The sequence below is a fragment of the Mycobacterium angelicum genome, assembly GCF_002086155.1.
In the GTDB taxonomy this organism is placed as follows: domain Bacteria; phylum Actinomycetota; class Actinomycetes; order Mycobacteriales; family Mycobacteriaceae; genus Mycobacterium; species Mycobacterium angelicum.
Map to the genome: position 1 here is coordinate 42,450 of NZ_MVHE01000017.1, position 26,887 is coordinate 69,336.

At 69.0% G+C, this 26,887-nt stretch carries 22 protein-coding genes and 1 pseudogene; 17 read left to right on the plus strand and 6 right to left on the minus strand.

Translation table 11 applies throughout. From position 1 onward, the window contains the following. The first annotated feature begins 171 nt into the window (after window positions 1–171). Complete coding sequence (clpB, locus tag BST12_RS13315; protein WP_083113598.1) at window positions 172–2,730, plus strand: ATP-dependent chaperone ClpB; 2,559 nt, start codon at window positions 172–174, stop codon at window positions 2,728–2,730. Here clpB and BST12_RS13320 read toward each other — a convergent pair. Genes BST12_RS13320 through BST12_RS13330 form a run of 3 tightly spaced genes read right to left on the minus strand, consistent with a single transcriptional unit; the run spans window position 2,696 to window position 6,743 of the window. Continuing rightward, entirely contained in the window at window positions 2,696–3,484 is a 789-nt protein-coding gene (locus BST12_RS13320; RefSeq protein ID WP_245850288.1) for an enoyl-CoA hydratase/isomerase family protein, read from the minus strand. The genes clpB and BST12_RS13320 overlap by 35 nt on opposite strands. 35 nt (window positions 3,485–3,519) lie before the next feature. Further along, window positions 3,520–3,957, minus strand: coding sequence for a DsrE family protein (locus BST12_RS13325; RefSeq protein WP_211281270.1), 438 nt, complete (start codon window positions 3,955–3,957; stop codon window positions 3,520–3,522). A 35-nt stretch (window positions 3,958–3,992) separates the two neighbouring features. Further along, entirely contained in the window at window positions 3,993–6,743 is a 2,751-nt protein-coding gene (locus BST12_RS13330) for a PE family protein (protein ID WP_083113600.1), read from the minus strand. 225 nt (window positions 6,744–6,968) lie between these two features. On the opposite strand from BST12_RS13330, the gene ttfA reads away from it, so the two are divergent. The 5 genes from ttfA (at window position 6,969) to BST12_RS13355 (ending at window position 10,748) form a co-directional block, all read left to right on the plus strand. Continuing rightward, window positions 6,969–7,832 carry a trehalose monomycolate transport factor TtfA gene (gene ttfA, locus BST12_RS13335; RefSeq protein ID WP_083113601.1) on the plus strand — a complete coding sequence of 288 codons (864 nt, stop codon included), beginning with the start codon at window positions 6,969–6,971 and terminating at the stop codon, window positions 7,830–7,832. Window positions 7,833–7,896: 64 nt separating this feature from the next. Then, window positions 7,897–8,670, plus strand: a complete 774-nt coding sequence (locus BST12_RS13340; RefSeq protein WP_083113602.1) for an SDR family NAD(P)-dependent oxidoreductase — start codon at window positions 7,897–7,899, stop codon at window positions 8,668–8,670. After that, a complete protein-coding gene (gene pyrE / locus BST12_RS13345) occupies window positions 8,657–9,196 on the plus strand; it encodes an orotate phosphoribosyltransferase (RefSeq protein ID WP_083113633.1) in 540 nt (179 codons plus the stop codon). The genes BST12_RS13340 and pyrE overlap by 14 nt, the downstream gene beginning before the upstream one ends. 5 nt (window positions 9,197–9,201) lie before the next feature. Next, on the plus strand, window positions 9,202–10,098 hold the full coding sequence (locus BST12_RS13350) for a hypothetical protein (protein ID WP_083113603.1): 897 nt from the start codon (window positions 9,202–9,204) through the stop codon (window positions 10,096–10,098). 5 nt (window positions 10,099–10,103) lie between these two features. Continuing rightward, a complete protein-coding gene (locus tag BST12_RS13355; protein WP_139801657.1) occupies window positions 10,104–10,748 on the plus strand; it encodes a TrmH family RNA methyltransferase in 645 nt (214 codons plus the stop codon). A gap of 119 nt (window positions 10,749–10,867) precedes the next feature. Here the strand turns inward: BST12_RS13355 and secE2 are convergent, their stop codons facing one another. Further along, window positions 10,868–11,086 (minus strand): calcium dodecin, encoded by a 219-nt coding sequence (gene secE2 / locus BST12_RS13360; protein ID WP_083113605.1) that lies wholly within the window; start codon window positions 11,084–11,086, stop codon window positions 10,868–10,870. Window positions 11,087–11,103: 17 nt separating this feature from the next. Continuing rightward, window positions 11,104–12,069 carry a LysR family transcriptional regulator gene (locus BST12_RS13365; protein ID WP_083113606.1) on the minus strand — a complete coding sequence of 322 codons (966 nt, stop codon included), beginning with the start codon at window positions 12,067–12,069 and terminating at the stop codon, window positions 11,104–11,106. Between the two features lie 34 nt (window positions 12,070–12,103). Here BST12_RS13365 and BST12_RS13370 point away from each other — a divergent pair, with 34 nt between their 5' ends. The 9 genes from BST12_RS13370 (at window position 12,104) to BST12_RS13410 (ending at window position 21,965) form a co-directional block, all read left to right on the plus strand. After that, a complete protein-coding gene (locus BST12_RS13370) occupies window positions 12,104–13,252 on the plus strand; it encodes an XdhC family protein (protein ID WP_170062115.1) in 1,149 nt (382 codons plus the stop codon). 32 nt (window positions 13,253–13,284) lie between these two features. After that, window positions 13,285–14,175: an FAD binding domain-containing protein gene (locus BST12_RS13375; RefSeq protein ID WP_083113607.1), complete on the plus strand. Its 891-nt coding sequence runs from the start codon at window positions 13,285–13,287 to the stop codon at window positions 14,173–14,175. Window positions 14,176–14,290: 115 nt separating this feature from the next. Beyond that, window positions 14,291–14,770, plus strand: a complete 480-nt coding sequence (locus BST12_RS13380) for a (2Fe-2S)-binding protein (RefSeq protein ID WP_083113608.1) — start codon at window positions 14,291–14,293, stop codon at window positions 14,768–14,770. Then, window positions 14,767–17,166 carry an aerobic carbon-monoxide dehydrogenase large subunit gene (locus BST12_RS13385; protein WP_083113609.1) on the plus strand — a complete coding sequence of 800 codons (2,400 nt, stop codon included), beginning with the start codon at window positions 14,767–14,769 and terminating at the stop codon, window positions 17,164–17,166. The genes BST12_RS13380 and BST12_RS13385 overlap by 4 nt, the downstream gene beginning before the upstream one ends. Further along, on the plus strand, window positions 17,166–17,873 hold the full coding sequence (locus BST12_RS13390) for an XdhC family protein (protein WP_083113635.1): 708 nt from the start codon (window positions 17,166–17,168) through the stop codon (window positions 17,871–17,873). The genes BST12_RS13385 and BST12_RS13390 overlap by 1 nt, the downstream gene beginning before the upstream one ends. After that, the gene (locus tag BST12_RS13395) at window positions 17,870–18,745 is read left to right on the plus strand and encodes an AAA family ATPase (RefSeq protein WP_083113610.1); all 876 of its coding nucleotides are present in this window, start codon (window positions 17,870–17,872) and stop codon (window positions 18,743–18,745) included. The genes BST12_RS13390 and BST12_RS13395 overlap by 4 nt, the downstream gene beginning before the upstream one ends. Window positions 18,746–18,758: 13 nt before the next feature. Next, on the plus strand, window positions 18,759–19,385 hold the full coding sequence (locus BST12_RS13400) for an SRPBCC family protein (protein ID WP_083113611.1): 627 nt from the start codon (window positions 18,759–18,761) through the stop codon (window positions 19,383–19,385). Then, the gene (locus tag BST12_RS13405; RefSeq protein WP_083113612.1) at window positions 19,382–20,587 is read left to right on the plus strand and encodes a vWA domain-containing protein; all 1,206 of its coding nucleotides are present in this window, start codon (window positions 19,382–19,384) and stop codon (window positions 20,585–20,587) included. The genes BST12_RS13400 and BST12_RS13405 overlap by 4 nt, the downstream gene beginning before the upstream one ends. A 49-nt stretch (window positions 20,588–20,636) precedes the next feature. Continuing rightward, complete coding sequence (locus BST12_RS13410; RefSeq protein WP_083113613.1) at window positions 20,637–21,965, plus strand: adenylate/guanylate cyclase domain-containing protein; 1,329 nt, start codon at window positions 20,637–20,639, stop codon at window positions 21,963–21,965. On the opposite strand, the gene BST12_RS13415 is transcribed toward BST12_RS13410, so the two are convergent. Continuing rightward, on the minus strand, window positions 21,918–23,585 hold the full coding sequence (locus BST12_RS13415) for a PE family protein (protein ID WP_083113614.1): 1,668 nt from the start codon (window positions 23,583–23,585) through the stop codon (window positions 21,918–21,920). The genes BST12_RS13410 and BST12_RS13415 overlap by 48 nt on opposite strands. A 243-nt stretch (window positions 23,586–23,828) precedes the next feature. Here BST12_RS13415 and BST12_RS13420 point away from each other — a divergent pair, with 243 nt between their 5' ends. Together BST12_RS13420 and BST12_RS34240 are read left to right on the plus strand one after the other, a co-directional pair. Next, window positions 23,829–25,826 (plus strand): PE family protein, encoded by a 1,998-nt coding sequence (locus tag BST12_RS13420; RefSeq protein WP_083113615.1) that lies wholly within the window; start codon window positions 23,829–23,831, stop codon window positions 25,824–25,826. A 290-nt stretch (window positions 25,827–26,116) separates the two neighbouring features. Beyond that, window positions 26,117–26,878 (plus strand): annotated as a pseudogene (locus BST12_RS34240) (PE family protein); the annotation flags it as partial. Window positions 26,879–26,887: the final 9 nt, after the last annotated feature.

The window sequence follows — 26,887 nt, forward strand, 5'->3', positions numbered from 1 at the left end:
TACACGCTCGGCGACAGCGTTTAACGGGAATACTGGGCAACTGTTGGATCGACCTTGCGGTGCCCCGGCGAAAGAACTTAGAGTTGAGCGGAACAGACTCAACCTTGATCGCGTTGAACAACCCGACAAGCATTTTCTGACCCGCCATTTTGGCCTCGAACGGAGATCGTCGTGGACTCTTTCAATCCGACCACCAAGACGCAGGCGGCCCTGACGTCGGCTCTGCAGGCGGCCTCGGCTGCCGGCAATCCCGAGATCCGGCCAGCTCATCTACTTCTGGCTTTGCTGACCCAGAACGACGGAATCGCCGCACCGCTGCTGGAGGCGGTTGGTGTCGAGCCCGCTGCCATTCGCACCGAAGCGCAGCGTCTGCTCGATCGGCTGCCGCAGGCCAGCGGCTCCAGCTCACAGCCGCAGCTGTCCCGAGACTCCTTGGCCGCTATCACCAACGCCCAGCACCTGGCCACCGAGATGGACGACGAATACGTCTCCACCGAGCACCTGCTGGTCGGGCTGGCCACCGGTGACTCCGACGTCGCCAAGTTGCTCACCGGCCACGGCGCCTCGCCGCAGGCCTTGCGCGAGGCGTTCGTCAAGGTGCGCGGCAGCGCGCGGGTTACCAGCGCGGATCCCGAGGCCACGTATCAGGCGCTGGAGAAGTACTCCACCGACCTGACCGGCCGCGCCAGGGAAGGCAAACTCGACCCGGTTATCGGCCGCGACAACGAGATTCGTCGCGTCGTGCAGGTGCTGTCGCGCCGTACCAAGAACAACCCGGTGCTGATCGGCGAGCCCGGCGTCGGCAAGACCGCGATCGTGGAGGGCCTGGCCCAGCGCATCGTCGCCGGCGACGTCCCCGAAAGTCTGCGCGACAAGACCGTCATCGCGCTGGACCTGGGGTCGATGGTGGCCGGCGCGAAGTACCGCGGCGAGTTCGAGGAACGGCTCAAGGCCGTCCTTGACGACATCAAAAACTCTGCGGGACAGATCATTACGTTCATCGACGAGTTGCACACCATCGTCGGCGCCGGTGCGACCGGCGAATCCGCCATGGACGCCGGCAACATGATCAAACCCATGCTGGCCCGCGGCGAACTGCGGCTGGTCGGCGCCACCACGCTCGACGAGTACCGCAAGTACATAGAGAAGGACGCCGCACTGGAGCGGCGCTTCCAGCAGGTGTTCGTCGGTGAGCCGTCGGTGGAGGACACCGTGGGCATCCTGCGCGGGCTCAAAGACCGCTACGAGGTGCACCACGGCGTGCGCATCACCGACTCAGCGCTGGTCGCGGCGGCGTCGCTGTCCGACCGCTACATCACCGCCCGGTTCCTGCCGGACAAGGCCATCGACCTGGTCGATGAGGCCGCGTCGCGGCTCAGGATGGAGATCGACTCGCGGCCCGTCGAGATCGACGAGGTCGAGCGCCTGGTGCGCCGGCTGGAGATCGAAGAGATGGCGCTGGCCAAGGAGGAGGACGAGGCTTCCAAGGAGCGGCTGGAGAAGCTGCGCGCCGAGCTGGCAGACCAAAAGGAACGGCTTGCTGAACTCACCGCCAAGTGGCAGAACGAGAAGAACGCGATCGACGTCGTTCGCGATCTCAAGGAACAGCTCGAGGCGCTGCGCGGTGAGTCCGAGCGCGCCGAGCGCGACGGCGACCTGGCCAAGGCCGCCGAGCTGCGGTACGGGCGCATCCCCGAAGTGGAGAAGAAGCTGGACGCGGCAGGGCTATTGGCCCCCGGCAGGGGCACAGCCCGCGAGGACGTGATGCTCAAGGAGGAGGTCGGTCCCGACGACATCGCCGACGTTGTGTCGGCGTGGACCGGCATCCCGGCCGGCCGGCTGCTGGAAGGCGAAACCGCCAAGCTGCTGCGGATGGAAGACGAGCTGGGCAAACGCGTCGTCGGGCAGAAGAAGGCCGTGCAGGCCGTGTCCGACGCGGTGCGCCGCAGCCGGGCCGGGGTCGCCGACCCCAACCGGCCCACCGGCTCGTTCATGTTCCTGGGACCCACCGGCGTCGGCAAGACCGAGCTGGCAAAAGCGTTGGCGGACTTCCTGTTCGACGACGACCGGGCCATGGTCCGCATCGACATGAGCGAGTACGGCGAGAAGCACTCGGTGGCCCGGCTGGTCGGTGCGCCCCCCGGCTACATCGGCTACGACCAGGGCGGTCAGCTGACCGAGGCGGTACGCCGCCGTCCCTACACCGTCGTGCTGTTCGACGAGGTGGAAAAGGCTCACCCGGACGTGTTCGACGTGCTGTTGCAGGTACTCGACGAGGGCCGGTTGACCGACGGGCAGGGCCGTACGGTCGACTTCCGCAACACCATCCTCATCTTGACCTCCAACCTGGGGTCGGGCGGTACCGCGGAGCAGGTGATGGCGGCGGTGCGTGCGGCGTTCAAGCCGGAGTTCATCAACCGGCTCGACGACGTGCTGATCTTCGACGCGCTCGACCCCGAGGAGTTGGTGCAGATCGTCGACATCCAGCTCATCCAGCTGGACAAGCGTCTGGCGCAGCGGCGGCTGCAACTCGAGGTGTCGTTGCCGGCCAAGAAGTGGCTGGCGCACCGCGGCTTCGACCCGGTATACGGGGCCCGGCCGCTACGGCGCCTGGTGCAGCAGGCGATCGGCGATCAGTTGGCCAAGATGCTGCTGGCCGGCGAGGTGCACGACGGCGACGTGGTTCCCGTCAACGTCAGCGCGGACGGCGAGCACCTGGTCTTGGGTTAGACCGCGACCCGGCGCCGAGAGCGGCCTGCAGCCGTTGCCGGGCGGCCGGCTGCGCAAGAGTTTCGCGTAGCAGCTGATCCTCGATGCGCAGGCCGGTGCTGAGGTCTCCGGCCGCCGCATCGACCGCCCGTTTGACGGCCGCGACGGCCTGCGCCGGACTCGACGCGATGCGCCTGGCCAGCTTGTCGACGAAACGTCGCAGCAGCTCAGGTGGCAACGCGCGGTCCAGGTATCCCCAGGCTTCGGCGGTCGCGGCGTCGACGTCCATGCCGCCGAGGATGACCTCGAGGGCGCGGCCGCGACCGACCAGCCGGGGCAGTCGCTGGGTGCCGCCGCCGCCGGGGATGATCCCCACCGACACCTCCGGATGCCCCAGGACCGTGACGCCGAGCGCGCCATAGCGCATGTCGAACGCCATGGCGAACTCGCAGCCGCCCCCGCGGCAGGCGCCCTCGATGACGGCGATGGTGGCCTTCGGAATGGTCCGGAACCGCTCCATCGTGGCGTGGAAGGGCGAGAGCTCCTCGTGCAGTCCGGTGTCGTCGCCGGTCTGGTAAGCAGGCAGGTCCAGAATCAGCCCGACGTCGGCATGGGCGATGAAGATCTCCGGATCGGCCGAGTCGACGATGAGCACCCGGACCTGCTCGTCGTCGCTGACTTCCGTTGTCAGCCGGTTGATCTCGTCCAGCAGCGGCAGGTCCAACAGGTTGACGGGCGGATGGTCGATCGTGGCCCGGCAAATACCGTCGGCCACGGCGATGTGGATGAGCCGGTAGCCCTGGTACAAGGCTAGGTTTCCGAAATCTTCACGTACCCCTGCTGGACCAGCTGCGTCAGCCGGGCCATGGCGTTTCGGTTGACCTTGACGCCGGGGATCACATCGGCGTTGCCCCAGCCATTGGCCACGGCGGTGGCGCCGCAAAGTTCAACCTGCACACCCTTTTTCATCAGGTCGGCGACGACGGCCTTGTACGGATTGCCGATCGCGACGTGCCGGTTCGCGTTGTAGGTCGCATCGTCGAGCGCCACGTGTCCGGCGTTGGTGTGGAACACGATCACCACGTCCGGCTTCACCCGCCACTCCTCGGCGTCCTTGAGCACGATTCCGGTGTGGAAGAGCGCGGCCGGCATGTCGCCCTCGAAGGTCAGCGACGCCACGCTGAAAACGACCTTCACGTCGTCGAGTTGGACCGGAACGTCGATCTGCAGGGCGTGGTCTTGTGGCACTTGGATTGCTCCTTTGCTTGGCCGGCCGTGAGGTGCTAGAGACCGCCGCCTTTGCCGGGGGTGCCGGCGGTACCACCGAGACCGCCGACGGTACCGACCGGGTTCTTGCCGGGACCGCCCGGGCCGCCGGTGCCGCCCGGCTGATTCGCTCCGAAACCGCCGGTGCCGCCGGTGCCGCCGTCGCCGCCCTTGCCGCCGCTGCCGAAGTCGGAGGTACCGCCGGCACCTCCGATGCCGCCCGAACCGCCGTTACCGCCCACATCGACGCTGGTCCCCGTGCCGCCGGTGCCGCCCATGCCGCCCCGCCCGCCGGTGCCGCCGGTGCTGGTGCCGTTTCCGTGGCCGCCGACGCCGCCGACGCCCCCGGTGCCACCCTGCGCGCCACCGGCATTGACGGTGCCGCCCATCCCGCCGTTGCCGCCGGTGCCGCCGCCGGTGTCGCCCGCGCCGCCGGTGCCGCCCGCGCCGCCCGTACCGCCGGGGCCGGTGATCGTGTTGCCGCCGGTGCCGCCCGCGCCGCCGGTGCCGCCTGCCCCGCCGAGGCTGTTGCCGCCGTCGCCGCCGGTTCCGCCGACGCCGCGCACGGTGGTCGACGTCAACGCGGTGCCGGCGTTGCCGCCGGTGCCGCCCTTTCCGCCGTTACCGCCCACGCTGTCACCGCCGTCACCGCCGCTGCCTCCGTCGCCGGCGGCGGTGCCGCGGCCGGCGGCGCCCAGGCCGCCGTCACCGCCGTTGCCGCCGGCCCCGCCAATGCCGAGCCCGCCGGCGCCGCCGTCGCCGCCGGAACCGCCGGTGATGTTGTTACCGCTACCGGTGGCACCGCTGCCGTCGCCGCCGTTGCCGCCGTTACCGCCGGTGGTGCCCGTCCCGCCGGCTCCGCCGTTGCCGCCGTCCCCACCGGCCCCGTTCGACAGGCCGGATGGCGGCGGGTTGCCGCCCCGGCCGCCGTTGCCACCGGCACCGCCGGCCGCGTTGGCGCCGCCATTGCCGCCGGCGCCGCCGTTGCCGCCGTCACCGCCGGACCCGGTGCTGGCCTGCACGTTGCCGCCGGCTCCGCCGTTGCCGCCGCGGCCTGCGGTCTGCGTGGTGCCGTTGCTGCCGTTGGCGCCGTCCGTCGAGCCGGTGCCACCGGTCCCACGGGCCCCCGCGATCCCGGAGTTGCCCCCTCGGCCACCGTCACCGCCGTTGCCGCCGATGGGTGTGGTCGGTGTGGCGGGAGCGCCGCTGCCGCCGTTGCCGCCGTTGCCCGGGGTGCCAGCATTGGCGCCGTTGCCGCCGGCGCCGCCGACGCCATTGGCGGCTTGACCGCCGACGCCCGTTCCGCCGGCGCCGCCGTCACCGCCTTTGCCGCCGTTGCCGCCGTTGCCGGCGTTTCCGCCGTCACCGCCGTTGGCGCCGGTGCCATTGGTGCCGTTGGCGCCGGTGATGCCGCTACCGCCGGCGCCGCCGTTGCCGGCTGCGCCACCATTACCGCCGATCCCGCCGGTGCCGCCGTTCGCGCCGCCGTTGCCGCCGCTGCCGCCGGCGCCGCCATTGCCCCCGCCGCCGCCGTTGGTCCCGTTGCCGTCCGGCCCGGTGGTGCCGGCCAACCCGGCTGCGCCGTTGCCGCCGATGCCGCCGACGCCGCCGTTGCCGTACTTGCCGCCATCGCCGCCGGCGCCGCCCCGGGCACCGTCGGCGCCCGGCGTGGTGCCGTCGGCGCCGGTTCCGCCGGCGCCGCCGTTACCACCCGTGTTGGGGGTGAGGCCGGCCGTGCCGTCGCCGCCGTGCAGGGAACCGGCTCCGCCCGAGCCGCCCTGTCCGCCGAGTCCGGGGTTGCCGCCGTGTCCGCCCTTGCCGCCGATGCCGGAGTTCACCGTCGAGGTGCCGGTAGCTCCGGCACCGCCGTTGCCTGGGGCGCCGCCGTCACCGCCGTTGCCGCCGGCTCCGCCGACGCCTTGGCCGGCGGCCTGGCCGAAGGAGTTGGTGCCGCCCGCGCCGCCGTGGCCGCCGGCCCCGCCGCCGCCGCCGGCCCCACCGGTGCCGCCGTCGCCGCCATCGGCACCGCGCACCGGCCCGGGGGCCCCGTCATGGCCGATGCCGCCGGCTCCGCCGGCCCCGCCAGCGCCGCCGGCTCCGCCGACGCCGCCATCGCCGAGCAGGTATCCGCCGGCCCCGCCGACACCGCCGTTACCCCCGGCGCCGCCCGCGCCGCCGGCACCGCCGACGGGAGCGGCTGCCGTGCTCGGTGCCCCCGCGGCTCCGGCCGCGCCCATGCCACCGGCCCCGCCGACCCCGCCGGCACCGAACAGTCCGGCCCGGCCGCCGGCACCGCCGTCGCCGCCGGCCGCGCCGGCCAGGGTGGCCGTCCCGCCGGCTCCACCGCCGCCGCCATTGCCCGACCACCAGCCCCCGTTGGGGTTTGCCGCGGTTCCGTTGGCGCCGTTGCCAATCAGCGGACGGCCCAGCACCGCCTGGGTGGGGGCGTTGATGACGCCCAGCATCTGCTGTTCGAGGAGTTGCAATGGCGAGGCGTTAGCCGCCTCGGCGCCGGCATAGGCCATGGCTGAGCCGTTCAGGGTGCGGACGAACTGGTCGTGGTACCGCGCCGCCTGCACGCTCAGGGCCTGGTACTGGCGGCCGTAGGCACCGAACAGCCCGGCGATCGCGGCCGACACCTCGTCACCGGCGGCTGCGGCCAGTCCGGTAAGCGGCGCGGCCGCACTGGCCTGGACCCATGCCGTCTGAAGCCGGGCCAGATCGCCGGCCGCTCCAATCAATGCATCCGGTACCGCCGCCAACGACATGGGAAATCCCCTCGAATTCGTATCGCGGACAAAAGGATCGGGAAATCTGAACCAGTGAGGCTACTCACAACACCGCTGCGGGCGTCGGCTTTTTCGGTAAACACATAGAACCTGCAATTAATACGAGGGCGCCGCCCTCGACACGGCCGGGTAATACGTCTCGTGATTGGGTTGTGACCTGCTCGGATTGTTTGTTCGGCGGCAACAGCAGATAGGCTGTTCGGGATGGTCCCGCTTTGGTTCACGCTGTCCGCACTGTGCTTTGTCGGTGCGGCGGTATTGCTGTACGTCGACATCGATCGGCGCCGCGGCCGCAGCAGGCGCCGCAGGTCCTGGGCCCGTTCGCACGGATTCGACTATGAGCGCGAATCGACCGACATTCTCAAGCGGTGGAAGCGCGGTGTCATGTCGACGGTCGGCGATGTCGCCGCCCAAAACGTCGTGCTGGGACAGATCCGTGGCGAGGCGGTCTACATCTTCGACATCGACGAAGTGGCCACGGTAATCGCGCTGCACCGCAAGGTAGGCACCAACGTCGTGGTCGATCTGCGGCTCAAAGGTCTCAAAGAGCCACGCGAGAGCGACATTTGGCTGTTGGGCGCGATCGGGCCGCGGATGGTGTACTCGACCAACCTGGACGCCGCCCGCCGGGCCTGCGACCGGCGGATGGTCACCTTCGCGCACACCGCGCCGGACTGCGCCGAGATCATGTGGAACGAGCAGAACTGGACGCTGGTCAGCATGCCGATCGCCAGCACCCGCGCCCAATGGGACGAGGGTCTGCGTACCGTGCGCCAGTTCAACGACCTGCTGCGGGTCTTGCCGCCGCTGCCCGCCGAGGCCGCACAGGAAACGGGTGAGCCCGCGCCGCGCAGCACCGCACCCAGCCGTCCGCTGGCGCCTGCGGGCCGCGCCGAATTGCCGCCCCGCCGCGCTGACCAGGACATAGCCGGGCTACTGGGCGAGGCCGGTCGCCGCAGCGCGGCCCGCGAACCCGAGCCGGTGCGCCGCGAGGAGGGTCGCTCCGAGCCGGGCCGGCGTCCACCACCGGGACGCAACGGCACTCAGGCCACCCACTACCAGCGCTGAAAGCCCAAAGCTGGGCTGTGCCGGGGTAAAGCCCGCCCAACGTCGCTTCGCTACGCTGTCGCTCATGCCTCGCCCCGTCGCCCTGATCACCGGGCCCACCGCAGGAATCGGCGCCGGCTATGCGCGACGATATGCGCGCGATGGCTACGACCTGGTGCTGGTCGCGCGTGACGTCGGCCGCTTGGAACAACTCGCCGACGAGCTCGCCGGTGAGGCCGGCAACATCGAGATTCTGCCCGCTGACCTGGCCGGTGCGGCCGGTCGCGACAAGGTGGTGCAGCGGCTGGCCGACGGGGTTCGGGTGCTGGTGAACAACGCCGGTTTCGGCACCTCCGGGGAGTTCTGGACGGCCGATCCGGCACTGCTGCAGGCCCAGCTCGACGTCAACGTGACCGCGGTCATGCATTTCACCCGGGCCGCGCTGCCGCCCATGCTTGAGGCCGGCGCGGGCACCGTCATCAACGTCGCCAGCGTGGCCGGGCTGCTGTCCGGGCGCGGATCGACCTATTCGGCGTCAAAGGCGTGGGTGGTTTCGTTCACCGAGGGCCTGGCCGGCGGATTGCAGGGGACCGGCGTCAGCATCCATGCCATCTGCCCTGGATTCGTGCACACCGAATTCCACGCCAGGGCGGGTATCAACATGGGCAAGCTGCCGTCGTTTCTGTGGCTCGAGGTCGACGACGTGGTCAGCGAAAGCCTGGCCGACGTCGCCGCGGGCAAGGTGATCAGCGTCCCGAGTATTCAGTACAAGGCGCTGGTGACCGCCGGCCGGATGATTCCGCGTGGCCTGGCCCGGACGGTGATAAAGCGAGTCGGCGGTGGCCGTGGCCGGACCTGAACTCGACGAGCTCGCTGAGCTGGTGCGCCGGCTCTCGGTGGTGCACGGCCGCGTCACGCTGTCGTCGGGCAAGGAGGCCGACTATTACGTCGACCTGCGCCGGGCCACCCTGCACCACCGGGCGGCCGCGCTGATCGGGCGGCTGATGCGCGAACTCACCGAAGACTGGGACTACGCGCTCGTCGGCGGGCTGACGCTGGGCGCCGATCCGGTGGCCACCGCGATCATGCACGCTCCGGGACGGCCGATCGACGCGTTCGTGGTGCGCAAGTCGGTGAAAACCCATGGTATGCAACGACTTATCGAGGGCAGCGACGTTTCCGGCCGGCGCGTGCTGGTGGTCGAGGACACCAGCACGACGGGCGGTTCGGCGCTGACGGCGGTACACGCCGTGCGCGAGGCCGGTGGTGAGGTCGTCGGGGTGGCCACCGTGGTGGACCGTGCGACCGGCGCCGCCGAGGCCATCGAGGCCGAAGGCCTGCCCTACCGCAGCGTGCTGGGCCTGGCCGAGCTGGGGTTGGGCTAGGCCGCGTGCGTGTGCTGCTGGCGCTGGCGCTGGTGGCGGCCTGCCTGGCGGGCTGCTCTGGTTCGAATCGTCCCGGCTCTGTTTACGGCGCCGCGAATGTCCGGGTCGGCGAATCGGTGGCGGTGCTGGGCTGGAACATGTCGGTGTCGAACCTGCGCTGGGATGGCGACTATGTGCTGATCGACGTCGACGCGTCACCCACCGATCCGCACGCCCCGCACGCCAAGGCCGAGGACATTCGCTACGGCCTGTATGGCGCGCTGGCCCACCCGCTGGAGTCCGACGGGCTCGGCAGCTGCGGCGATGCGATGACGCACGTGGTCAAGGTCGACAAGCCGCTGTCGGCGCCGCCCGACCGGCTCACCGGCAGCGTCTGCCTGGGCCCGCTCAAAGACCGCAGCGCGGTCCGCGGCGTGTACACCTATTCGCCGCGGGACCGGATCGCCGACACCGCCGCCGCCTACCCGGCCGCTTTCCCGGTGGGCCTGCTGCCCACCAACCAGAACGACACCGGCCTGGTGGTCAAGACCACCAGCATTTCAGCGTGGCGCGCCGACGGAACACCGCTGACCAAGGCGCAATTGGGCGACCCGGTGGCGTTCACCGGCAACGGCTACATGCTGCTGGGCCTTTCGGCCGACGCGCTGGGCGAGCGGTATCGCGACGATTCCGCCAAACGCGGTGGGCCGATGATGCTGCTGGCCGCGCCGACGCTGCCCGGCCGCGGGCTGAACCCGGCCTGCTCGGCCTACGGATCCTCGGTGCTGGTGCTGCCCGAGGCGTCGCGAGATGCGGTGTACTTCAACGCGTCGTTGTGCACGCAGGGTGAGATCAACCAGGCGCTGCTGTATGCGACGGTGGCGATCGTGGGCACCCACGCCGCGGTGTGGACCACCCAATGAGCCCGATCGGTGAGCCCGGCCCCACCGAGTGGGGTGCACCGGCCAGCGGCGTCGGACCGTGGCCGGGAGAGCCGCCGTCAGACCCGCGGTATGACCCAATCCTGTTGCGCGACGGGGATACTCGCAATGTCGTGGACGCCTATCGGTACTGGACGCGGGAGGCGATCGTCGCCGATATCGACGGGCGCCGGCATGCCCTGCATGTGGCGATCGAGAACTTCGGTCACGACGCCAACATCGGCTCGGTGGTGCGCACCGCCAACGCCTTCGCCGTGGACACCGTGCACATCGTGGGGCGCCGGCGCTGGAACCGGCGCGGCGCCATGGTGACCGATCGCTATCAGCGGCTGTGCCACCACGACAACACCGCCGAGTTACTGGACTTCGCGGCGCGGGCGGGGTTGACGGTGGTTGCGGTGGACAACGTGCCCGGCGCCGCACGGCTGGAGGAGGCGGCGTTACCGCGCGATTGCCTGTTGGTGTTCGGTCAGGAGGGGCCCGGCATCACCGACGACACCCGGATGGGCGCGGCGCTGACGGTGTCGATCGCCCAGTTCGGCTCGACGCGCAGCATCAACGCCGGCGTTGCGGCCGGGATCGCGATGCATGCGTGGATCCGCCAGCACGCGGACCTGTCCCGGGCGTGGTGAATCTGTGGCCGAGTGTGCGTTTGTGGCTTCGTGTGTGTACGCAGGGCGGCGTGAAGCGGAAAACGCCACCCAGGTTTCACGCTGAAAAGCCCGGGCCCACAGACGCGCGCCGTTCGGCGCTAACCGCGCGGCTGCGCCGGCCGCATCTTGAAGGAGACCTCGAGCTTGATGCGGTAGGTGATCTTGCCCGCGTTGTCCACGGCCATGTCCTGCTCGATGACCCGGGCCACCCGGATGTCGTCGACGCTGTCGCGCGCCCGCATTACGGCTTCGGCTGCGGCCGCTTCCCACGAGGTTGGGCTGGTCCCGATGATGTCGATCACCTTGTAGACGCTCATGGGGGTAAAGCGTATAGCTAACTCCACAGCGTGACGTGAACCTTGGGGCGGAACCTGGTCACGCCGACCCCGCTGCCGCGGATCATCGCCTGGATACATCTGGGTGTGGTGATGAAGCGGACCAACTCGGATACAGCGGGCTGGCGCGCCGATGGGGCCAACGTCGCCGCACACCACTCGCCCGCCTTGTCCAGCCCGGGGCCGGTCACGTGGATCAACCGCCGGGCGGCCAGGTCTTTGGCGACGGCGAAACCGACCGTCAGCGTGGCGCCGCCGACCCGCATGACCTCCTCCAGGGCGGCGGCATCGCTTTGAAAGATCCGCTGCTGTGCCTCCGGAATTGCCAAGTCGCGCAACATGGTTGCGATCTCGCCGTCCACACTGCCGGCCGACGGCCCCAGCATCCACTGCTGCTGCCGCAACAGCCCAGGCGTCGGAACACCCACGCCCAGTGGGCTATTCGGCGCGACCACGGTGATGATCTGATACTTCAGGAAGGGCCGCACGAAGATCGAGCCGTCGGACCCCGAGGCACTCTCGCTGGCCGGGCCGATGGCGATGTCTACGGCGCGTGAGCAGATCAGCTCACGGAATTGGCTGGTCGGATGCACGCTCAACTCGACGGACAGGTCGTCGGCGCGCGACGAGAACAGCTCGATCAAGCCCGGCGCGGCGTGCTCGGCGAAGGTGCTGGAGGCCGCGATGCGCAATAACCGGCGCCCGTGCGCGGCCTCGGTCACCTCGATCGCCGTTTGCTGTTGCAGCCCCAGGATTTCCACCGCGCGGCTGGCCAGCCGCAGCCCGCCGGGCGTGAACGCCAGGCCGGCACCGGTCCGGGTGAACAACTGGTCGTCGAGCTCCTTGCGCAACGCCGCGACATGCATCGAGACTCCGGCGTCGGAAACGCCCAGTTCCGCGGCGGCGGCCCGGACCGAGCCCAACCGCACCACCGCTGAATAGGCCCGAAGTTGAGCCGGAGTCATGGTCTGAGCCTACTTCGGGGCCTAATTTGGGAGGGTGCGCGACGTGCTTGCCGAGCTGATGTCGATCTGGCGCGCCGGTGCCACCGCGGGTGTGGGCACGGTGGTGCGGACGTTGCGGTCGGCGCCGCGGCCGGCGGGCGCCTCAATGGTGGTGGCACCGGATGGCTCGGTGAGCGGATCGGTGTCCGGCGGTTGCGTGGAAGGTGCCGTCTACGAGCTCGCCATGGAGGTGGCGCAGGCCGGGGCACCGCGGCTGGAACGGTACGGCGTCAGCGACGACGACGCGTTCGCCGTCGGCCTGACCTGCGGTGGCATCATCGACATCTTCGTCGAGCCGGTGTCCCAGGCAACGTTTCCAGAACTGGGCGAGGTGGCCGCTGACGTCGAGGCGCACCGGCCGGTGGCCGTCGCAACCGTGATCGCTCACCCGGATGCGTCGTGGATCGGCCGCCGGCTGGTGGTGCGGCCGGACACTTCTATGGGCTCGCTCGGCTCGGCGCGCGCCGACGCGGCGGTCACCGACGACGCCCGGGGTCTGCTGGCGTTGGGGCGCAACGAGATCCTCGAGTACGGCCCCGACGGCCAGCGCCGCGGCGACGGCATGGAGGTCTTCGTGTCCAGCCACGCGCCGCGCCCGCGGATGCTGGTGTTCGGGGCCATCGACTTCGCTGCCGCGATTACCCGGCAGGGTTCGTTCCTGGGTTACCGGGTGACGGTGTGCGATGCGCGCGCGGTGTTCGCGACTTCGATGCGCTTCCCGACCGCCGACGAGGTTGTCGTCGAGTGGCCGCATCGCTACCTGGCGGCGCAGGCGGCGGCGGGTGCCATCGACGAGCGCACGGTGATCTGCGTGCTGACTCACGATCCGAAGTTCGACGTCCCGGTGCTCGAGGTGGCGTTGCGGCTGCCGCGGGTCGGCTACGTGGGCGCGATGGGATCGCGTCAGACCCACGACGACCGGTTGGACCGGCTGCGGGCGGCGGGCCTGACCGAGGCCGAGCTGAGCCGGCTGTCCAGTCCGATCGGACTGGATCTCGGCGCCCGCACCCCCGAGGAGACCGCGGTGTCGATCGCCGCCGACATCATCGCCCGGCGGTGGGGAGGCGGCGGACGGCCGCTGGCCGAGATCGGCGGCCGGATCCACCATGAGGCTGAGTTAAAGGATCACTTAACTCGATATTGACCCGTGTCGGATAGCGGCAGACACTGAGCCGCATGCAAGTACCTGGCCCCTTCGAGTACGAACGCGCAACCAGCGTCGACCACGCCATCGGACTGCTGGATCGGTTGGGGGAGACGGCACGCATAGTCGCCGGCGGACACAGCCTGCTGCCGATGATGAAGCTGCGGATCGCCAACCCCGAGTACCTCGTCGACATCAACGACCTGGCCCCCGAACTGGGATACGTGATCACCGATCCGACGCTGGTCCGGATCGGCGCCATGACGCGGCACCGCGAGATTCTCGAGTCGGACACGCTGGCCGCGGTGTGCCCGATCTTCCGCGATGCCGAACGGGTGATCGCCGATCCGGTGGTGCGCAACCGCGGCACCCTGGGTGGCTCGCTGTGCCAGGCCGACCCGGCCGAGGACCTGTCGACGGTGTGTCTGGTGTTGGGTGCCACCTGCCTGGTGCGGGGTCCGTCCGGCGAACGCGAAGTCTCGATCGACGACTTCCTGGTCGGCCCGTACGAGACCGCGGTGTCGCCCAACGAGATACTGATCGAGGTCCGGATTCCGGTGCGGCACAAGACTTCCAGTGCGTACGCCAAGGTGGAACGTCGGGTGGGGGACTGGGCGGTGACGGCGGCGGGATCATGCGTGACGCTGGACAACGGTTCGATAGCCGCCGGCCGTGTCGGGCTGACGGCGGTGAACCCGGATCCGGGCGCGCTGGCCGAACTGTCCGCCTGGCTGGTCGGCCGGCCCGCTACCGAGGAGACCTTCGCCGAGGCGGGCCGCCTGGCCGCCGCCGCTTGCGATCCGGCCGCCGACATTCGCGGCACCGCGGAATACAAGCGGCACCTGGCGTCTGAGTTGACCATCCGCACGCTGCGGTCCGCGGTGCAGCGAGTGCGCAATATCCCTGAGCCGGAGGGGAACTAAGGCGATCGCAAGCGCGGCGAAGCCGGGCGAAGCGGGTCGCGCACAGAAAGGGACTAAGGCGATCGCAAGCGCGGCGAAGCCGGGCGAAGCGGGTCGCCGCAAGAAAGGAAGAGCTGTGGAAATCAATATGACCGTCAACGGCGAACAGGTGAGCGCCGACGTCGAACCCCGGATGCTGCTGGTGCACTTCCTGCGGGATCAGTTGCGGCTCACCGGAACTCACTGGGGATGCGACACCAGCAACTGCGGAACATGTGTGGTCGACGTGGACGGGGTTCCGGTGAAGTCGTGCACGATGTTGGCCGTGATGGCATCCGGCCACAGCGTGCGGACCGTCGAGGGCCTCGCGGCGCCGGACGGCACCCTGGACCCGGTGCAGGAGGGGTTCATGCGCTGCCACGGGCTGCAATGCGGTTTCTGCACTCCGGGAATGATGATCACCGCGCGTGCCCTGCTGGACCGCGACCCTGATCCCGACGAGGAGACCATCCGGGAGGCCATCTCCGGCCAGATCTGCCGGTGTACCGGATACACCACCATCGTTCGGTCCATCCAATGGGCCGCCCAGCACAGCACGGAAGCTGCCACGTCATGACGACCATCGAGTCAAAGCCCCCGTCGCCCGAAGACACCGCCGACAACGACCAGAAGCCGTGCGGCTATGGCCGGATGCTGCGCAAGGAGGACCCCCGATTCATCCGGGGCCGCGGCCGCTACGTCGACGATGTGACGCTGCCCGGCATGCTGCATATGGCCATCCTGCGATCGCCGTACGCGCATGCCCGCATCGTCAGCGTGGATGTGACTGCCGCGCAAGCACATCCGAAGGTCAAGCTGGTGGTGACCGGTGCCGCGCTGGCCGAGAAGGGCCTGGCCTGGATGCCGACGCTGTCCAACGACGTACAGGCCGTGCTGGCCACCGACAAGGTGCGCTTCCAGGGCCAGGAAGTGGCGTTCGTCGTCGCCGAGGACCGCTATTCGGCGCGCGACGCGCTGGAGCTGATCGACGTCGAGTACGACCCGCTGGATCCCGTCATCGATGTACGCATGGCGCTGGACCCGTCGGCGCCGGTTATCCGCACCGACCTGGACGGTAAGACCGACAACCACTGCTTCGACTGGCAGACCGGCGACGCGGCCGCCACCGAGGCGGCGTTCGCGAAGGCCGACGTCGTTGTCAAACAGGAGATCGTCTACCCCCGCGTGCACCCGGCGCCGATGGAAACCTGCGGTGCGGTTGCAGATTTGGACCCGGTCACCGGAAAGCTGACGCTGTGGTCCACCTCGCAGGCGCCGCACGCACACCGCACGCTCTACGCGTTGGTGGCGGGCCTGCCCGAGCACAAGATCCAGGTGATCTCGCCCGACATCGGCGGCGGTTTCGGCAACAAGGTGCCGATCTACCCCGGCTACGTGTGCGCGATCGTGGGCTCGCTGCTGCTGGGCAAGCCGGTGAAATGGATGGAGGACCGTAGCGAAAACCTGACCTCCACGGGGTTTGCCCGCGACTACATCATGGTCGGCGAGATCGCCGCCACGAACGACGGCAAGATTCTGGCGATCCGGACCAACGTGCTGGCCGACCACGGCGCGTTCAACGGCACCGCGGCGCCGGTGAAGTATCCGGCCGGCTTCTTCGGGGTGTTCACCGGCAGCTACGACATCGAGGCCGCCTACTGCCACATGACCGCCGTTTACACCAACAAGGCGCCCGGCGGTGTGGCGTATGCGTGCTCGTTCCGGATCACCGAGGCCGTGTATCTCGTTGAGCGCCTGGTGGATTGCCTGGCCTTCGACCTGAAGATGGACCCGGCCGAGCTGCGGTTGCGAAACTTGTTGAAGCCCGAGCAATTCCCGTATCAGAGCAAGACCGGCTGGGTGTACGACTCGGGTGACTACGAGACCACCATGCGCAAGGCCATGGGCATGATCGGCTACGACGCGTTGCGGGCCGAGCAGGCCGCCAAGCGGGAACGCGGCGAGCTGATGGGCATCGGGATGGCGTTCTTCACCGAGGCCGTAGGTGCCGGCCCGCGCAAGGACATGGACATCCTGGGTCTGGGCATGGCCGACGGCTGCGAGCTGCGCGTGCACCCGACGGGCAAGGCCGTTGTGCGGCTTTCCGTTCAGACGCAGGGCCAGGGCCACGAGACGACGTTCGCCCAGATCGTGGCCGAAGAGCTGGGCATCCCGCCCGACGACATCGACGTGGTGCACGGCGATACCGACCAGACGCCGTTCGGGTTGGGTACCTATGGCAGCCGGTCCACGCCGGTGTCGGGTGCGGCCGCTGCGCTGGTGGCGCGCAAGATCCGCGACAAGGCCAGGATCATCGCGTCGGGCATGCTGGAAGTATCGGTCGCCGACTTGGAGTGGGAGAAGGGTGCTTTCCACGTCAAGGGCGACCCGTCGGCGTCGGTGACGATTCAGGACATCGCGATGCGCGCACACGGCGCCGGTGATCTGCCCGAAGGCATCGAGGGCGGGCTCGACGCCCAGATCTGTTACAACCCCTCGAATCTGACCTACCCGTACGGCGCGTACTTCTGTGTGGTGGACGTGGATCCGGGCACCGGGGTGGTCAAGGTGCGCCGCTTCCTGGCCGTCGACGACTGCGGCACCCGGATCAATCCGATGATCATCGAGGGCCAGGTGCACGGCGGCATCGTCGACGGCATCGGCATGGCGCTGATGGAGATGATCGCCTTCGACGAAGAGGGCAACTGCCTGGGCGGCTCACTGATGGATTACCTGATCCCCACCGCACTCGAGGTGCCGCATCTGGAGACCGGGCACACCGTGACGCCGTCGCCGCATCATCCCATCGGGGCCAAGGGGATTGGCGAATCGGCCACCGTCGGGTCGCCGCCCGCGGTAGTGAACGCGGTGGTGGATGCGTTGGCGCCGTACGGCGTTCGGCACGCCGACATGCCGCTGACGCCGTCGCGGGTATGGGAAGCCATGCAAGGTCGAGCGAGGCCGCCGATTTGATACCCATAAGTGAACGGGCACAACAGCTCTTGGCCGCGCGCACACCGTTTGTGCACGCGACGGTGGTACGCGCCCAGCAGCCCACCTCGTCCCGTGCCGGCGATGAGGCAATCCTGTTGGCGGACGGCACCATTGAGGGCTTCGTGGGTGGCCACTGCGCACAGAACTCGGTCCGCAAGGCGGCAATGGGCGCACTGCAGGCCGGCGAGAGTGTGCTGCTGCGAGTGCTTCCCGACGGCGACGTGCACTTCCCGGAAGCGCCCGGCGCGTGTGTGGTGGTCAATCCCTGCCTGTCCGGAGGATCGCTGGAGATTTTCTTGACGCCGCAGCTGCCGGCGCCCTTGGTCCGGATCTACGGCGCGACGCCGATTGCGGACGCGCTGAACCAAGTGTGCGAGCTGCTCGGCTACGACGTGCGACGCGAGACCGACCGGGCCGATACCAGCGCGGTGGTGATCGCCAGCCACGGCGGCCCGGAGGCCGAACTCATCCGCGCCGCCCTGGACAACGGCGTGGCCTACATCGGCCTGGTGGCCAGCAAGGTTCGCGGCGCCTCGATTCTGAACGGGCTCGAGCTCACCGACGCCGAACGGGCCCGCATCCACACACCGGTCGGCTTGGACATCGGCGCCAAGACGCCGGCCGAGATCGCGGTGTCGATCGCCGCCGAGCTGATCGCCGCCCTGCGCAGCAATGGCGGCAGATGACGTTCACCGATCCCGACGACGTCGCCGCCCGATTCGATGCCCGGGATTATCTGCTCGACACCGGGACCGCGTCGGCCATCTATCTGGCGACGACGCTCGGCCGGCCGCTGCTGCTGGAGGGCGAACCCGGCGTCGGCAAGACAACGGCGGCGAAAACCCTTGCCGCAGTGCTGAATACCAAGCTGGTTCGCTTGCAGTGTTATGAAGGGCTGACCGCGAACGAGGCGCTGTACGACTGGAACTACCAGCGTCAGCTGTTGTCGATCCGGTTGGCGGAGGCCCGGGGCGCCAGCCTCACAGACATCTCCGAAGCCGATCTCTACACCGAGCAGTACCTGGTCGACCGGCCCATCCTGCAGTGTGTGCGCTACCGCGGCCCGGTGCCGCCGGTGTTGTTGATCGACGAAATAGACCGGGCCGACGACGAATTCGAGGCACTGCTGCTGGAGTTCCTCGGCGAATCCGCGGTCACCGTCCCCGAACTGGGCACCTTCGTCGCCGAACGCCCCCCGATTGCGGTGCTGACCTCCAACCGCAGCCGCGACCTGCACGACGCGCTGCGCCGACGCTGCCTCTACCACTGGATCGACTACCCGGAGCCGGCGCGGGCGGCCGCCATCGTCCGGCGCACGGTGCCCGGTGCGTCCGCGCCGTTGATCGAGCACGCCACTCAATTCGTCGGCAGCGCACGCCAATTGGATCTGGACAAACCGCCCGGCGTGGCCGAGACCATCGACTGGGTTGCCGCGCTGGTGTCGCTCGGCGTTGCCGATTTGGTCGATCCGGCTGCGCTGGTCAGCCTGGGGGCGCTGGCCAAGACACCCGACGACCGTAGTCTGATTCGCGACGCGTACGTCGCATACAGCACATGAGAGGACTTCAAGGATGAAGATCGCCAACCAGTTCACGGTCAGCGCGCCCATCGAGCAGGCCTGGGACGTGCTGTGCGACCTGGAGCAGGTGATTCCCTTGATGCCCGGCGCGCAGCTGACCGGCCACGAGGGCGACGAATACCTCGGCAAGGTCAAGGTCAAGGTCGGCCCGGTCACCAGCGAGTTCAGCGGCAAGGTGCGGTTCGTCGAGCAGGACCGCGAGCAGCATCGCGCGGTAATCGACGGCAAGGGCAAGGAGGCGCGGGGTACCGGCAATGCGGCGGCGACGGTCACCGCGCAGTTGCATGAGGCGGGCGACAGCACCCGCGTCACCGTCGACACCGATCTCAAAATCGTCGGCAAGCTGGCCCAGTTCGGCAGCGGCATGTTGCAGCAGGTGTCGGAGAAGTTGCTGGGCCAGTTCGTGGAGTCGCTGGAAGCCAAACTCAAAGCCCAGAGCGCGGCGCCTGCGCAGGGGCAGCCGAGCCCGGACGCCGCGGCAGTGGCCGCCTCGTCGCAGCCGGAGCCCATCGATTTGCTGGAACTCGCCGGTGGCGATCAGCTCAAGAAGTACGGCGCCGTGGCGGCGGCGGCGCTTGTCCTGTTGGTACTGATCTGGATCGCGCGCCGGCGCTCATGAGCACGCCGGCGCTGCTGCGGGGCGTCGATCTGGCGGCGTTCGCCGCCGCGCTGGTGGTGCGGCTGCGCGGCGCTGGGGTACTCGTATCAGCAAGTGGCGCAGGGCTTTTCGTGCAGGCGCTGGGGCATCTGGTACCGCACACCCGCTCGGCGCTGTACTGGGCGGCCCGGTTGACGTTGGTCAACCGGATGGAGGATCTTGGCGCCTTCGACGCGGCGTTCGGCGCGGTGTTCGGCAGCCTGGAACACGACCCGACGATGACGGCACTACCACTGCCGGGCCCGAAGACACCCGCGGTCGGCACCGTGCACCGCGCATCCGGTCCGTCGTCCGGGGCCGGGGATCAAACCCTGCCCTGGGCCACCCGAACCGTGACCGAATCCGCGGGCGTCTCCCACGCGGCCATCCAGCTGCCCGATTTCCTGCCCAGCCGCATCGCGGCCCTGGCCGACGAACCGTTCGACCAATTCGATCCCGACGATTTGCGGCTGCTCGGCACCTGGCTCGAGGCCTCGATACAGCACTGGCCGAAGCGGCGCAGCCTGCGCTGGGAGTCCAGCCCGCACGGCAAGCGGATCGACCTGCGCAAGACCATGAACGCGTCGCGTTGCACCGGCTGGGAAGCGGTGGTGTTGGCGCGCACCCGGCCGCGCCGCCGGCCCCGGCGCGTGGTCTTGGTCTGCGACGTCAGCCGCTCGATGCAGCCATATGCCGCGATCTACCTGCATCTGATGCGCGCGGCGGCGCTGCGCCAGGCGGGCATGCGTCCCGAGGTCTTCGCATTCTCGACGTCGCTGACCCGGCTCACGCCGGTACTGCCGCACCGATCCGCCGAGGTGGCCCTGGAGCGGGCCAACGCCAAGGTGACCGACCGGTACGGCGGCACGTTCATCGGCCGCAGCATCGAGGCGCTGCTGGCGCCTACCGCGTCGGGATACGGCAGCGCAGTGCGTGGCGCGGTGGTGATCGTCGCCTCCGACGGCTGGGACAGCGACCCGCCCGAAGTGCTCGACCGGGCGATGGCCAGGCTGCGTCGCCGCGCCGAAATGCTGATCTGGCTCAACCCCCGTGCGGCGCACCGCGACTTCCAGCCGCTGGCCGGTTCCATGGCAGCCGCGTTGCCCTATTGCGATCTGTTCCTGCCGGCCCACTCGCTGGCCGGGCTGCACCAGCTGCTGCTGGCGCTGGCTCGCCGCGAATAGCCCGATGAATGTTTGCTACTCGCGCCTTTTTGTCCGTTAGGCTTCCCGTGTGGCAGCCGACGCCGATGCCGCATCCTCGGAACTGGCAGAAGAGTGGATCAGCCGGACGTTCAGTGGTCCACTGCTGCGCCTGAAATCGGCGATATTCGACCGGGACCGCCAGCATGCGTGCAGCCTCAGCCGACGCCGGCGCGTCCTCAACATCGCCACCTGGACCGCGGCCTTCGTCAGCGCCAGCTTCGGCACGATCGAGCTGATGACGACCCACCTATTGCCGGTTGCGCTGCTCAATGGGCTGGCGGCGGTGATATTCGCGCTGATTCCGCTGCTGCACCGGTTCGGCGAGCTCGTGGCTCCGGTGACGCTGGTGGGTACCGCCCTGGCGCTGATGGCGGTGGTGGGCGCGTGGATCGGGACGCACACCGGGATCGCGTTCTTCTTCCTGATGTCGGCCCTGGTGGCCGTGCTGGTGCTGGGCACCGAACACATCGTGCTCGCCTGTGCGGTGGTGGTCGTCGCCGCCGGGCTGGTCATCACTATCAATGTCATCGAACCGGTGAGCACCGCCGAACAACCGGAATGGGCCACCAACATCGGCTTCGCGATCTCGGCGACGTGCGCAAGCGTGATGATCGTGACGACCGTCTGGTATGCGCTGCGCGAGATTCAAGGGGCCAAGGAGGCCATCGAGCTGGAGTACGAGCGCTCGGAGTCGTTGCTCGGCAACATTTTGCCGACGTCCGTCGCGGCCCGGCTCAAGAACCCGACGTCGACGATCATCGCCGACAAGTATGACGACGCTTCGGTCCTGTTCGCCGACATCGCCGGATACACCGAACGGGCCAGCCAAACCACGCCCGCCGATCTGGTGGTGTTCCTCAACCGCGTTTACAGCGAATTCGATCTGCTGGTCGAACACCACGGGATGGAAAAGGTGAAGACCACCGGCGACTCCTACATGGTGGTCAGCGGCGTGCCCCAGCCCCGGGCCGGCCATCTCAAGGCTCTCGCGCGCTTCGCGCTGGACCTCGGTGAGGCGGCCGCCCGCCTCACCGATCAGAGCGGCAAAGGGGTGCCCATCCGCATCGGACTTGGCGTCGGCCCGGTGGTGGCCGGTGTGGTCGGCACATCGCGGTTCTTCTACGACGTGTGGGGCGACGCCGTCAACGTCGCCTCCCGCATGGAGTCGATGAGCGTGCCGGGCCGCATCCAGGTTCCCCCCGATGTGTACGAGCGGCTGCGCGGCGACTTCGTTTTCGAGGAACGCGGCGACATCGAGGTAAAGGGCAAAGGTGTGCTGCACACCTGGTTCCTGGTCGGCGAGCGCACGTCAGGGAATGAGTCGCTGAATGTCCTGGATGGTGTCGCTGGCCGCTGATGCCAGGGTGAGGAATTCGACCGTGGCGCCGATCGTGAGCAAACCGACGTCGGCGGCAATGGGATAGCCGATCGCATTGATGAGATTGCCCTGCATGAGTTGGTCCACAAACAGGTCCGCGTTATAGGCCGGCGCGGTGGTGAGCAGGGAAAGACCTATGTCCGCGGTTGGAAGAAGCACCGCGTAATTGGTGGAGACAATTGAGGCGATGGTGTTCGCGACATGCGTCGGTGTCAGGCTGAGCGGGGGTGGCGGCGGGGGTACCGGACCGGGAACAATCGACGGTATCTCGAATGGCGGGAAGACAATCGGCTTGGAGAACATTGTCGGCAGGTCGGCGGTGAAGTCGTGAATTCCCTGTTGGGTGCCGGCGCCCAAAGCGTTGAACACGGTGTCCGCCCGGACGTCCGGGAACAAACCGAATGGCGTGGGCACATCTGCGGGGCTCGTCGAATAGCCGAAGTTGGGGTCGCCGTAGCCCAGATTGACGATTACCTTCAGGTTGGGCTGGATTAGATCGGCCAGCGGTTCGCCGATCACGGGTAGTGCGCGCAGCGGAGCCAGTAACGGCAGATTGTCCGTGTGAATCACGTAATAATTCGTGACGCCGGAATAACCCTGAGAAGTGTGCAGCGGAATGGCGTTGTTAACTTGTTCGACGGTGAGGTCCAAATATTTGGTGTGGACGAAGGGGATGCCCATGAGTGCGTTAAGGTCGGAAATTACGTTGAGCGGGTAGCGCGGGAAATCCGCAAACCCGTCGTATTCCTGTGTGTAAATGGCGGTCGGGTAGATCGTGTCCGACGGGGTGGCGCCCAAGAAGGTCAGCCCCAGGGCGGAGATGTTCAGTCCCGGGAAGCGTGCGAGCATGCCGCCGTTGGGGTTCATCTCGTTGCCTACCAGGACGAAGTTGAGTTGGGCCGCGGTCGGCGCGCTCGGACCCAGGCTCGCAAGATTGCGCATTTCCAGCGACGCGATCATGGCGCTCTGCGAGTAGCCGAAAACCGTGACGGTATTGCCCGGTATCCGCAATTGGTCTCTGATCGCATTGTCGAGAATGGTCAGGCCTTCGTCCAGTGACCTGTTGAGAACCAAACTTTTTACGCCGGTGAGCGGATATAACTCTTCCGGCGTGTAAAGACTGTGCAGGGACAGCAAATCGAGCGAGCGGACGAATAGCTTGTTAGCCGACAGCACGTATCCTAATGACGGAATCGGCACGCCGGTGGGCCCGACGAATAAGCTGGTCAGGTTTGCCGAGAATGGCGGAATGGACGCCGCATTCGGTGCAGCGCTGGATGCAGCGGGCGCTACCAGCAGGTTTTGCAGGCCGGTGGCGATTGCGGCCTCGGTTTGTGCGTAGGCGTTTCCCGCAGCGGCCAGCGTCTGCTGGAATTCGGCGTGAAACGCCTCGAATTGCGCGACGACGGCTTGGTACTGCTGGCCGTAAGCCCCGAATAGCTTTGCGACAGCCGCCGAAACCTCGTCACCGGCGGCCGCCAAAAGACCGGAAGTCGGACCGGTCGCGGCGGCGTTGGCGGCGCTGATTGCCGAACCTATTCCCTCGATTTCGGCCGCCGCCGACGATAAAAGCTGCGGCTCGGCGATTACATACGCCATTGACCCCATCCTTTCCGGCGGCCAGTGCGCCGACGGCCCGACAACGGTGGTGGTCAGCGTAGAGGGATAGATCGCAGCTTGTCCGGGATTTGTGCGAGCGTGTCTGGCCGCGGCTCGGGTATTGCCAATAGGACTGCGGGACTGGCGATTCGCCGGACACGGCGGGTATTTCGGCAATAGGATTCCGGCCTACCGACTTCTTGGTGCCGGTGATATGCGCAGTCGTTCGATGGGAGCTGACTGATGTCGTTCGTGTTGATCGCACCGGAGTGGGTGTCGGCCGCGGCAGGTAATTTGGCCGGCATCGGTTCGAGTCTGTGTGCGGCCAATGCGGCGGCGGCCACCTCGACCACGCAGCTTGTGGCTGCGGGCGCCGATGAGGTGTCGGCGGCCATCGCGGACTTGTTCGGGGTGCACGGCCAGCAGTATCAGTCGATGAGTGCCCAGGTGGCGGCGTTTCATCGGCAGTTCGTGCAGACCCTGAACGCTGGCGCGGGCTCCTATCTTGCCGCGGAGTCGACCAGTGCCGAGCAGAACCTGCTGAACCTGATCAACGCGCCCACCGACTGGCTGTTTGGCCGGCCGCTGATCGGCAACGGCGCTAATGGCGCCGCTGCCGGTGACAACGGCGCTGACGGCGGTCTGTTGTACGGCAATGGCGGCAACGGCGCGGCCGGTGCTGCGGGACAGCCCGGCGGCAACGGCGGAAGTGCCGGGCTCATTGGCAACGGCGGCCGCGGAGGTGCTGGCGGCGCCGGCACCGTCGGCGGCTTCGGCGGTAACGGCGGCTGGCTCTACGGCAACGGGGGCGCCGGCGGAGCGGGAGGCAGCGCATCCAACGGCGGCGCCGGTGGCAATGGCGGGCTGGTGTTCGGTGCGGGTGGGGCCGGCGGCGTGGGCGGCTCGGGCGCCGGCCACGGCGGCGTCGGTGGCACCGCGGCGTTGCTGGTCGGCGACGGCGGTACCGGCGGAACTGGCGGCACTAACAGCGGCACCGGCGGCGCTGGCGGTCACGCCGGGTGGCTGTCCGGCAACGGCGGCAGTGGCGGCTCGGGCGGCGGCGGCCTCAATGGCGGCAACGCGGGCAGCGGTGGCGCGGGTGGCAATAGCGGATTGTTCTTCGGCGCCGGCGGTACCGGCGGTGCGGGTGGAATAGGTAACGGCGGCGACGGTGGCAACGGTGCGGCCGGGGGGCACGGCGGCTGGCTAGGCGGCCACGGCGGTGCCGGTGGTGGTGGCGGCGTCGGTGGTGATGGCGGCGCCGGAGGCACCGCGAGCGCCGGCCTGGCCGGTAGCCAGGGCATCGGTGGGGCGGGCGGTAATGGCGGTGCCGGCGGAACTCCCGGAAACGGCGGTGATGGCGCCACGGGAACCTGGACGGTCAACGGTGGTGTCGGCGGCACCGGCGGGAATGGTGGTGATCCCGGGGCCGGCGGGATCGGCGGTGCCGGCGGCGCAGGGGTTACTGCCGGAGCAACCGGGGCAACTGGGGCCGTCCCGGGCAGCGGCGGCGACGGCGGGGCCGGTGGATCCGGTGCTGCTGGCAGCGTTCCGGGTCAGTCCGGTGCGGCCGGGGGTAACGGAGGCGACGGCGGCCTGGTCGGCAACGGTGGAAGCGGCGGGGCCGGTGGTCGCGGCGCCGTCGGGGTGGACGGCAATGCCGCCACCACCACCGGTGGTGATGGCGGCGGCGGCAGCGCCGGCGTGGGCGGAGTCAACGGCAACGGCGGGATCGGCGGGGCCGGCGGCGATGGCGGCGCCGGCATTGCCGGCAAGGCCGGTTTGGGCACCACCGGCGGCAGCGGCGGGGCCGGCGGCGGCGGTGGTGTCGGAGGCAACGCGGGCACGGGTGCCGGCGCGGCCGGCAGCGGCGGCGCCGCAGGTGCCGGCGGCGACGGCGGGGCCGGCGGCGCCGGCGGCAGCGGCGGTGCGAACCTCACCGGCGGCCAAGGCGGCGGCGGCGGTATGGGCGGCTCCGGTGGCTCTGGCGGCACGGGGACCACCGGAATCGTCGCGGCCGGCGGCGACGGCGGCAACGGCGGCCAAGGCGGCCAAGGCGGCCAAGGCGGCGCAGGCACCACCGGCACGGCTGGGAACGGCGGCACCGGCGGCTCCGGCGGCGATGCCGGGACCGGCGGAGCGGGCGGTACCGCGGGCAAGACCGGCAGCGGCGGCACCGGGGGTCTCGGCGGCGGGGGCGGATTCTTCGGTCAGGGCGGAACGAACGGGCCCGCCGGCTAGGTATCGGGTACCGCTGTGGCTCTCTTCGGCCGCCCACTTCCGGCGGCGACAGGTATGCAAAACCCCCGTTTAGCGGTGCACTTCCCGAGTCATGGTGTCTGGGATCGGCCGCAATGTGGCTTCGGACACAGTTTCGAAACTTTACGGATGATTCTTTGGATTTCGTAGGAAAAGTGGTATGTGTTTCGGCTTTTTTGGCTATCGTTCGGTCCGCCGATATGTCGGCGCGGTGACCGATGGCCACGTGCACGACTCAGTTGATCGTGACCTAGGTAGGTAGGTGGTCTCGCATGTCGTATGTCATCGCGTCCCCGGAAGCGCTGCTGGCAGCCGCTTCTGATCTCGCCGGTATCGGCTCTGCGGTCGAGTCGGCCAATGCGGCCGCGGCCGCTCCGACCATCAGCCTGCTGGCCGCGGCCGAAGACGAGGTGTCGACGGCCATTGCGGGGCTGTTCGGCACGCACGCCCGCGAATACCAGGCCATCAGCGCCCAGGCGGCGGCCTTCCATGACCGCTTCATGCAGGCCCTGTCCGGTAACGCCGGCTCCTACGCGCTGGCCGAGGCCGCCAACCTCACCCCGCTGCAGAGCTTCGAACGGACGGTCTTCGATGCCGTCAACGCGCCCAGCTATGCGCTGTTCGGGCGGCCGCTGATCGGCAACGGCGCCAACGGCAGCACACCGGGAGCAGCCGGTGGGGCGGGCGGGTTGTTGATCGGCAACGGCGGTGCGGGCGCGGCCGGCGCGGCCGGCCAGGCCGGCGGGGCCGGCGGTAGCGCGGGGTTGATCGGCAACGGCGGCGCCGGTGGCGCCGGAGGTGCCGGTGGCTCCTCGTTCACCGAAGGCGGCGGCGGCGAGACCGGTGCAGCCGGCGGCGCCGGCGGCAATGGCGGGGCCGGCGGGGCATCTCGGTTGATCGGCAACGGCGGCGCCGGCGGCGCCGGGGCGCTCGGCGGAGCGGCCGCGCCCGGGCTGGGCAGCATCGGGCCAGACGGTCAAAACGGCACTGGCGGAGCCTGCGGGCTGCTGTTCGGTAATTCCGGAGCGACGGGATAAGTCAAT

What these genes read in the sequence shown, in the direction of transcription:
- BST12_RS13365 (WP_083113606.1), bottom strand. Translation starts at nt 12,069, where the DNA reads ATGACTCCGGCTCAACTTCGGGCCTATTCAGCGGTGGTGCGGTTGGGC.
- secE2 (WP_083113605.1), bottom strand. Translation starts at nt 11,086, where the DNA reads ATGAGCGTCTACAAGGTGATCGACATCATCGGGACCAGCCCAACCTCG.
- BST12_RS13395 (WP_083113610.1), top strand. Translation starts at nt 17,870, where the DNA reads ATGACGTTCACCGATCCCGACGACGTCGCCGCCCGATTCGATGCCCGG.
- BST12_RS13420 (WP_083113615.1), top strand. Translation starts at nt 23,829, where the DNA reads ATGTCGTTCGTGTTGATCGCACCGGAGTGGGTGTCGGCCGCGGCAGGT.
- BST12_RS13330 (WP_083113600.1), bottom strand. Translation starts at nt 6,743, where the DNA reads ATGTCGTTGGCGGCGGTACCGGATGCATTGATTGGAGCGGCCGGCGAT.
- BST12_RS13385 (WP_083113609.1), top strand. Translation starts at nt 14,767, where the DNA reads ATGACGACCATCGAGTCAAAGCCCCCGTCGCCCGAAGACACCGCCGAC.
- BST12_RS13375 (WP_083113607.1), top strand. Translation starts at nt 13,285, where the DNA reads ATGCAAGTACCTGGCCCCTTCGAGTACGAACGCGCAACCAGCGTCGAC.
- ttfA (WP_083113601.1), top strand. Translation starts at nt 6,969, where the DNA reads ATGGTCCCGCTTTGGTTCACGCTGTCCGCACTGTGCTTTGTCGGTGCG.
- BST12_RS13340 (WP_083113602.1), top strand. Translation starts at nt 7,897, where the DNA reads ATGCCTCGCCCCGTCGCCCTGATCACCGGGCCCACCGCAGGAATCGGC.
- BST12_RS13405 (WP_083113612.1), top strand. Translation starts at nt 19,382, where the DNA reads ATGAGCACGCCGGCGCTGCTGCGGGGCGTCGATCTGGCGGCGTTCGCC.
- BST12_RS13400 (WP_083113611.1), top strand. Translation starts at nt 18,759, where the DNA reads ATGAAGATCGCCAACCAGTTCACGGTCAGCGCGCCCATCGAGCAGGCC.
- BST12_RS13415 (WP_083113614.1), bottom strand. Translation starts at nt 23,585, where the DNA reads ATGGCGTATGTAATCGCCGAGCCGCAGCTTTTATCGTCGGCGGCGGCC.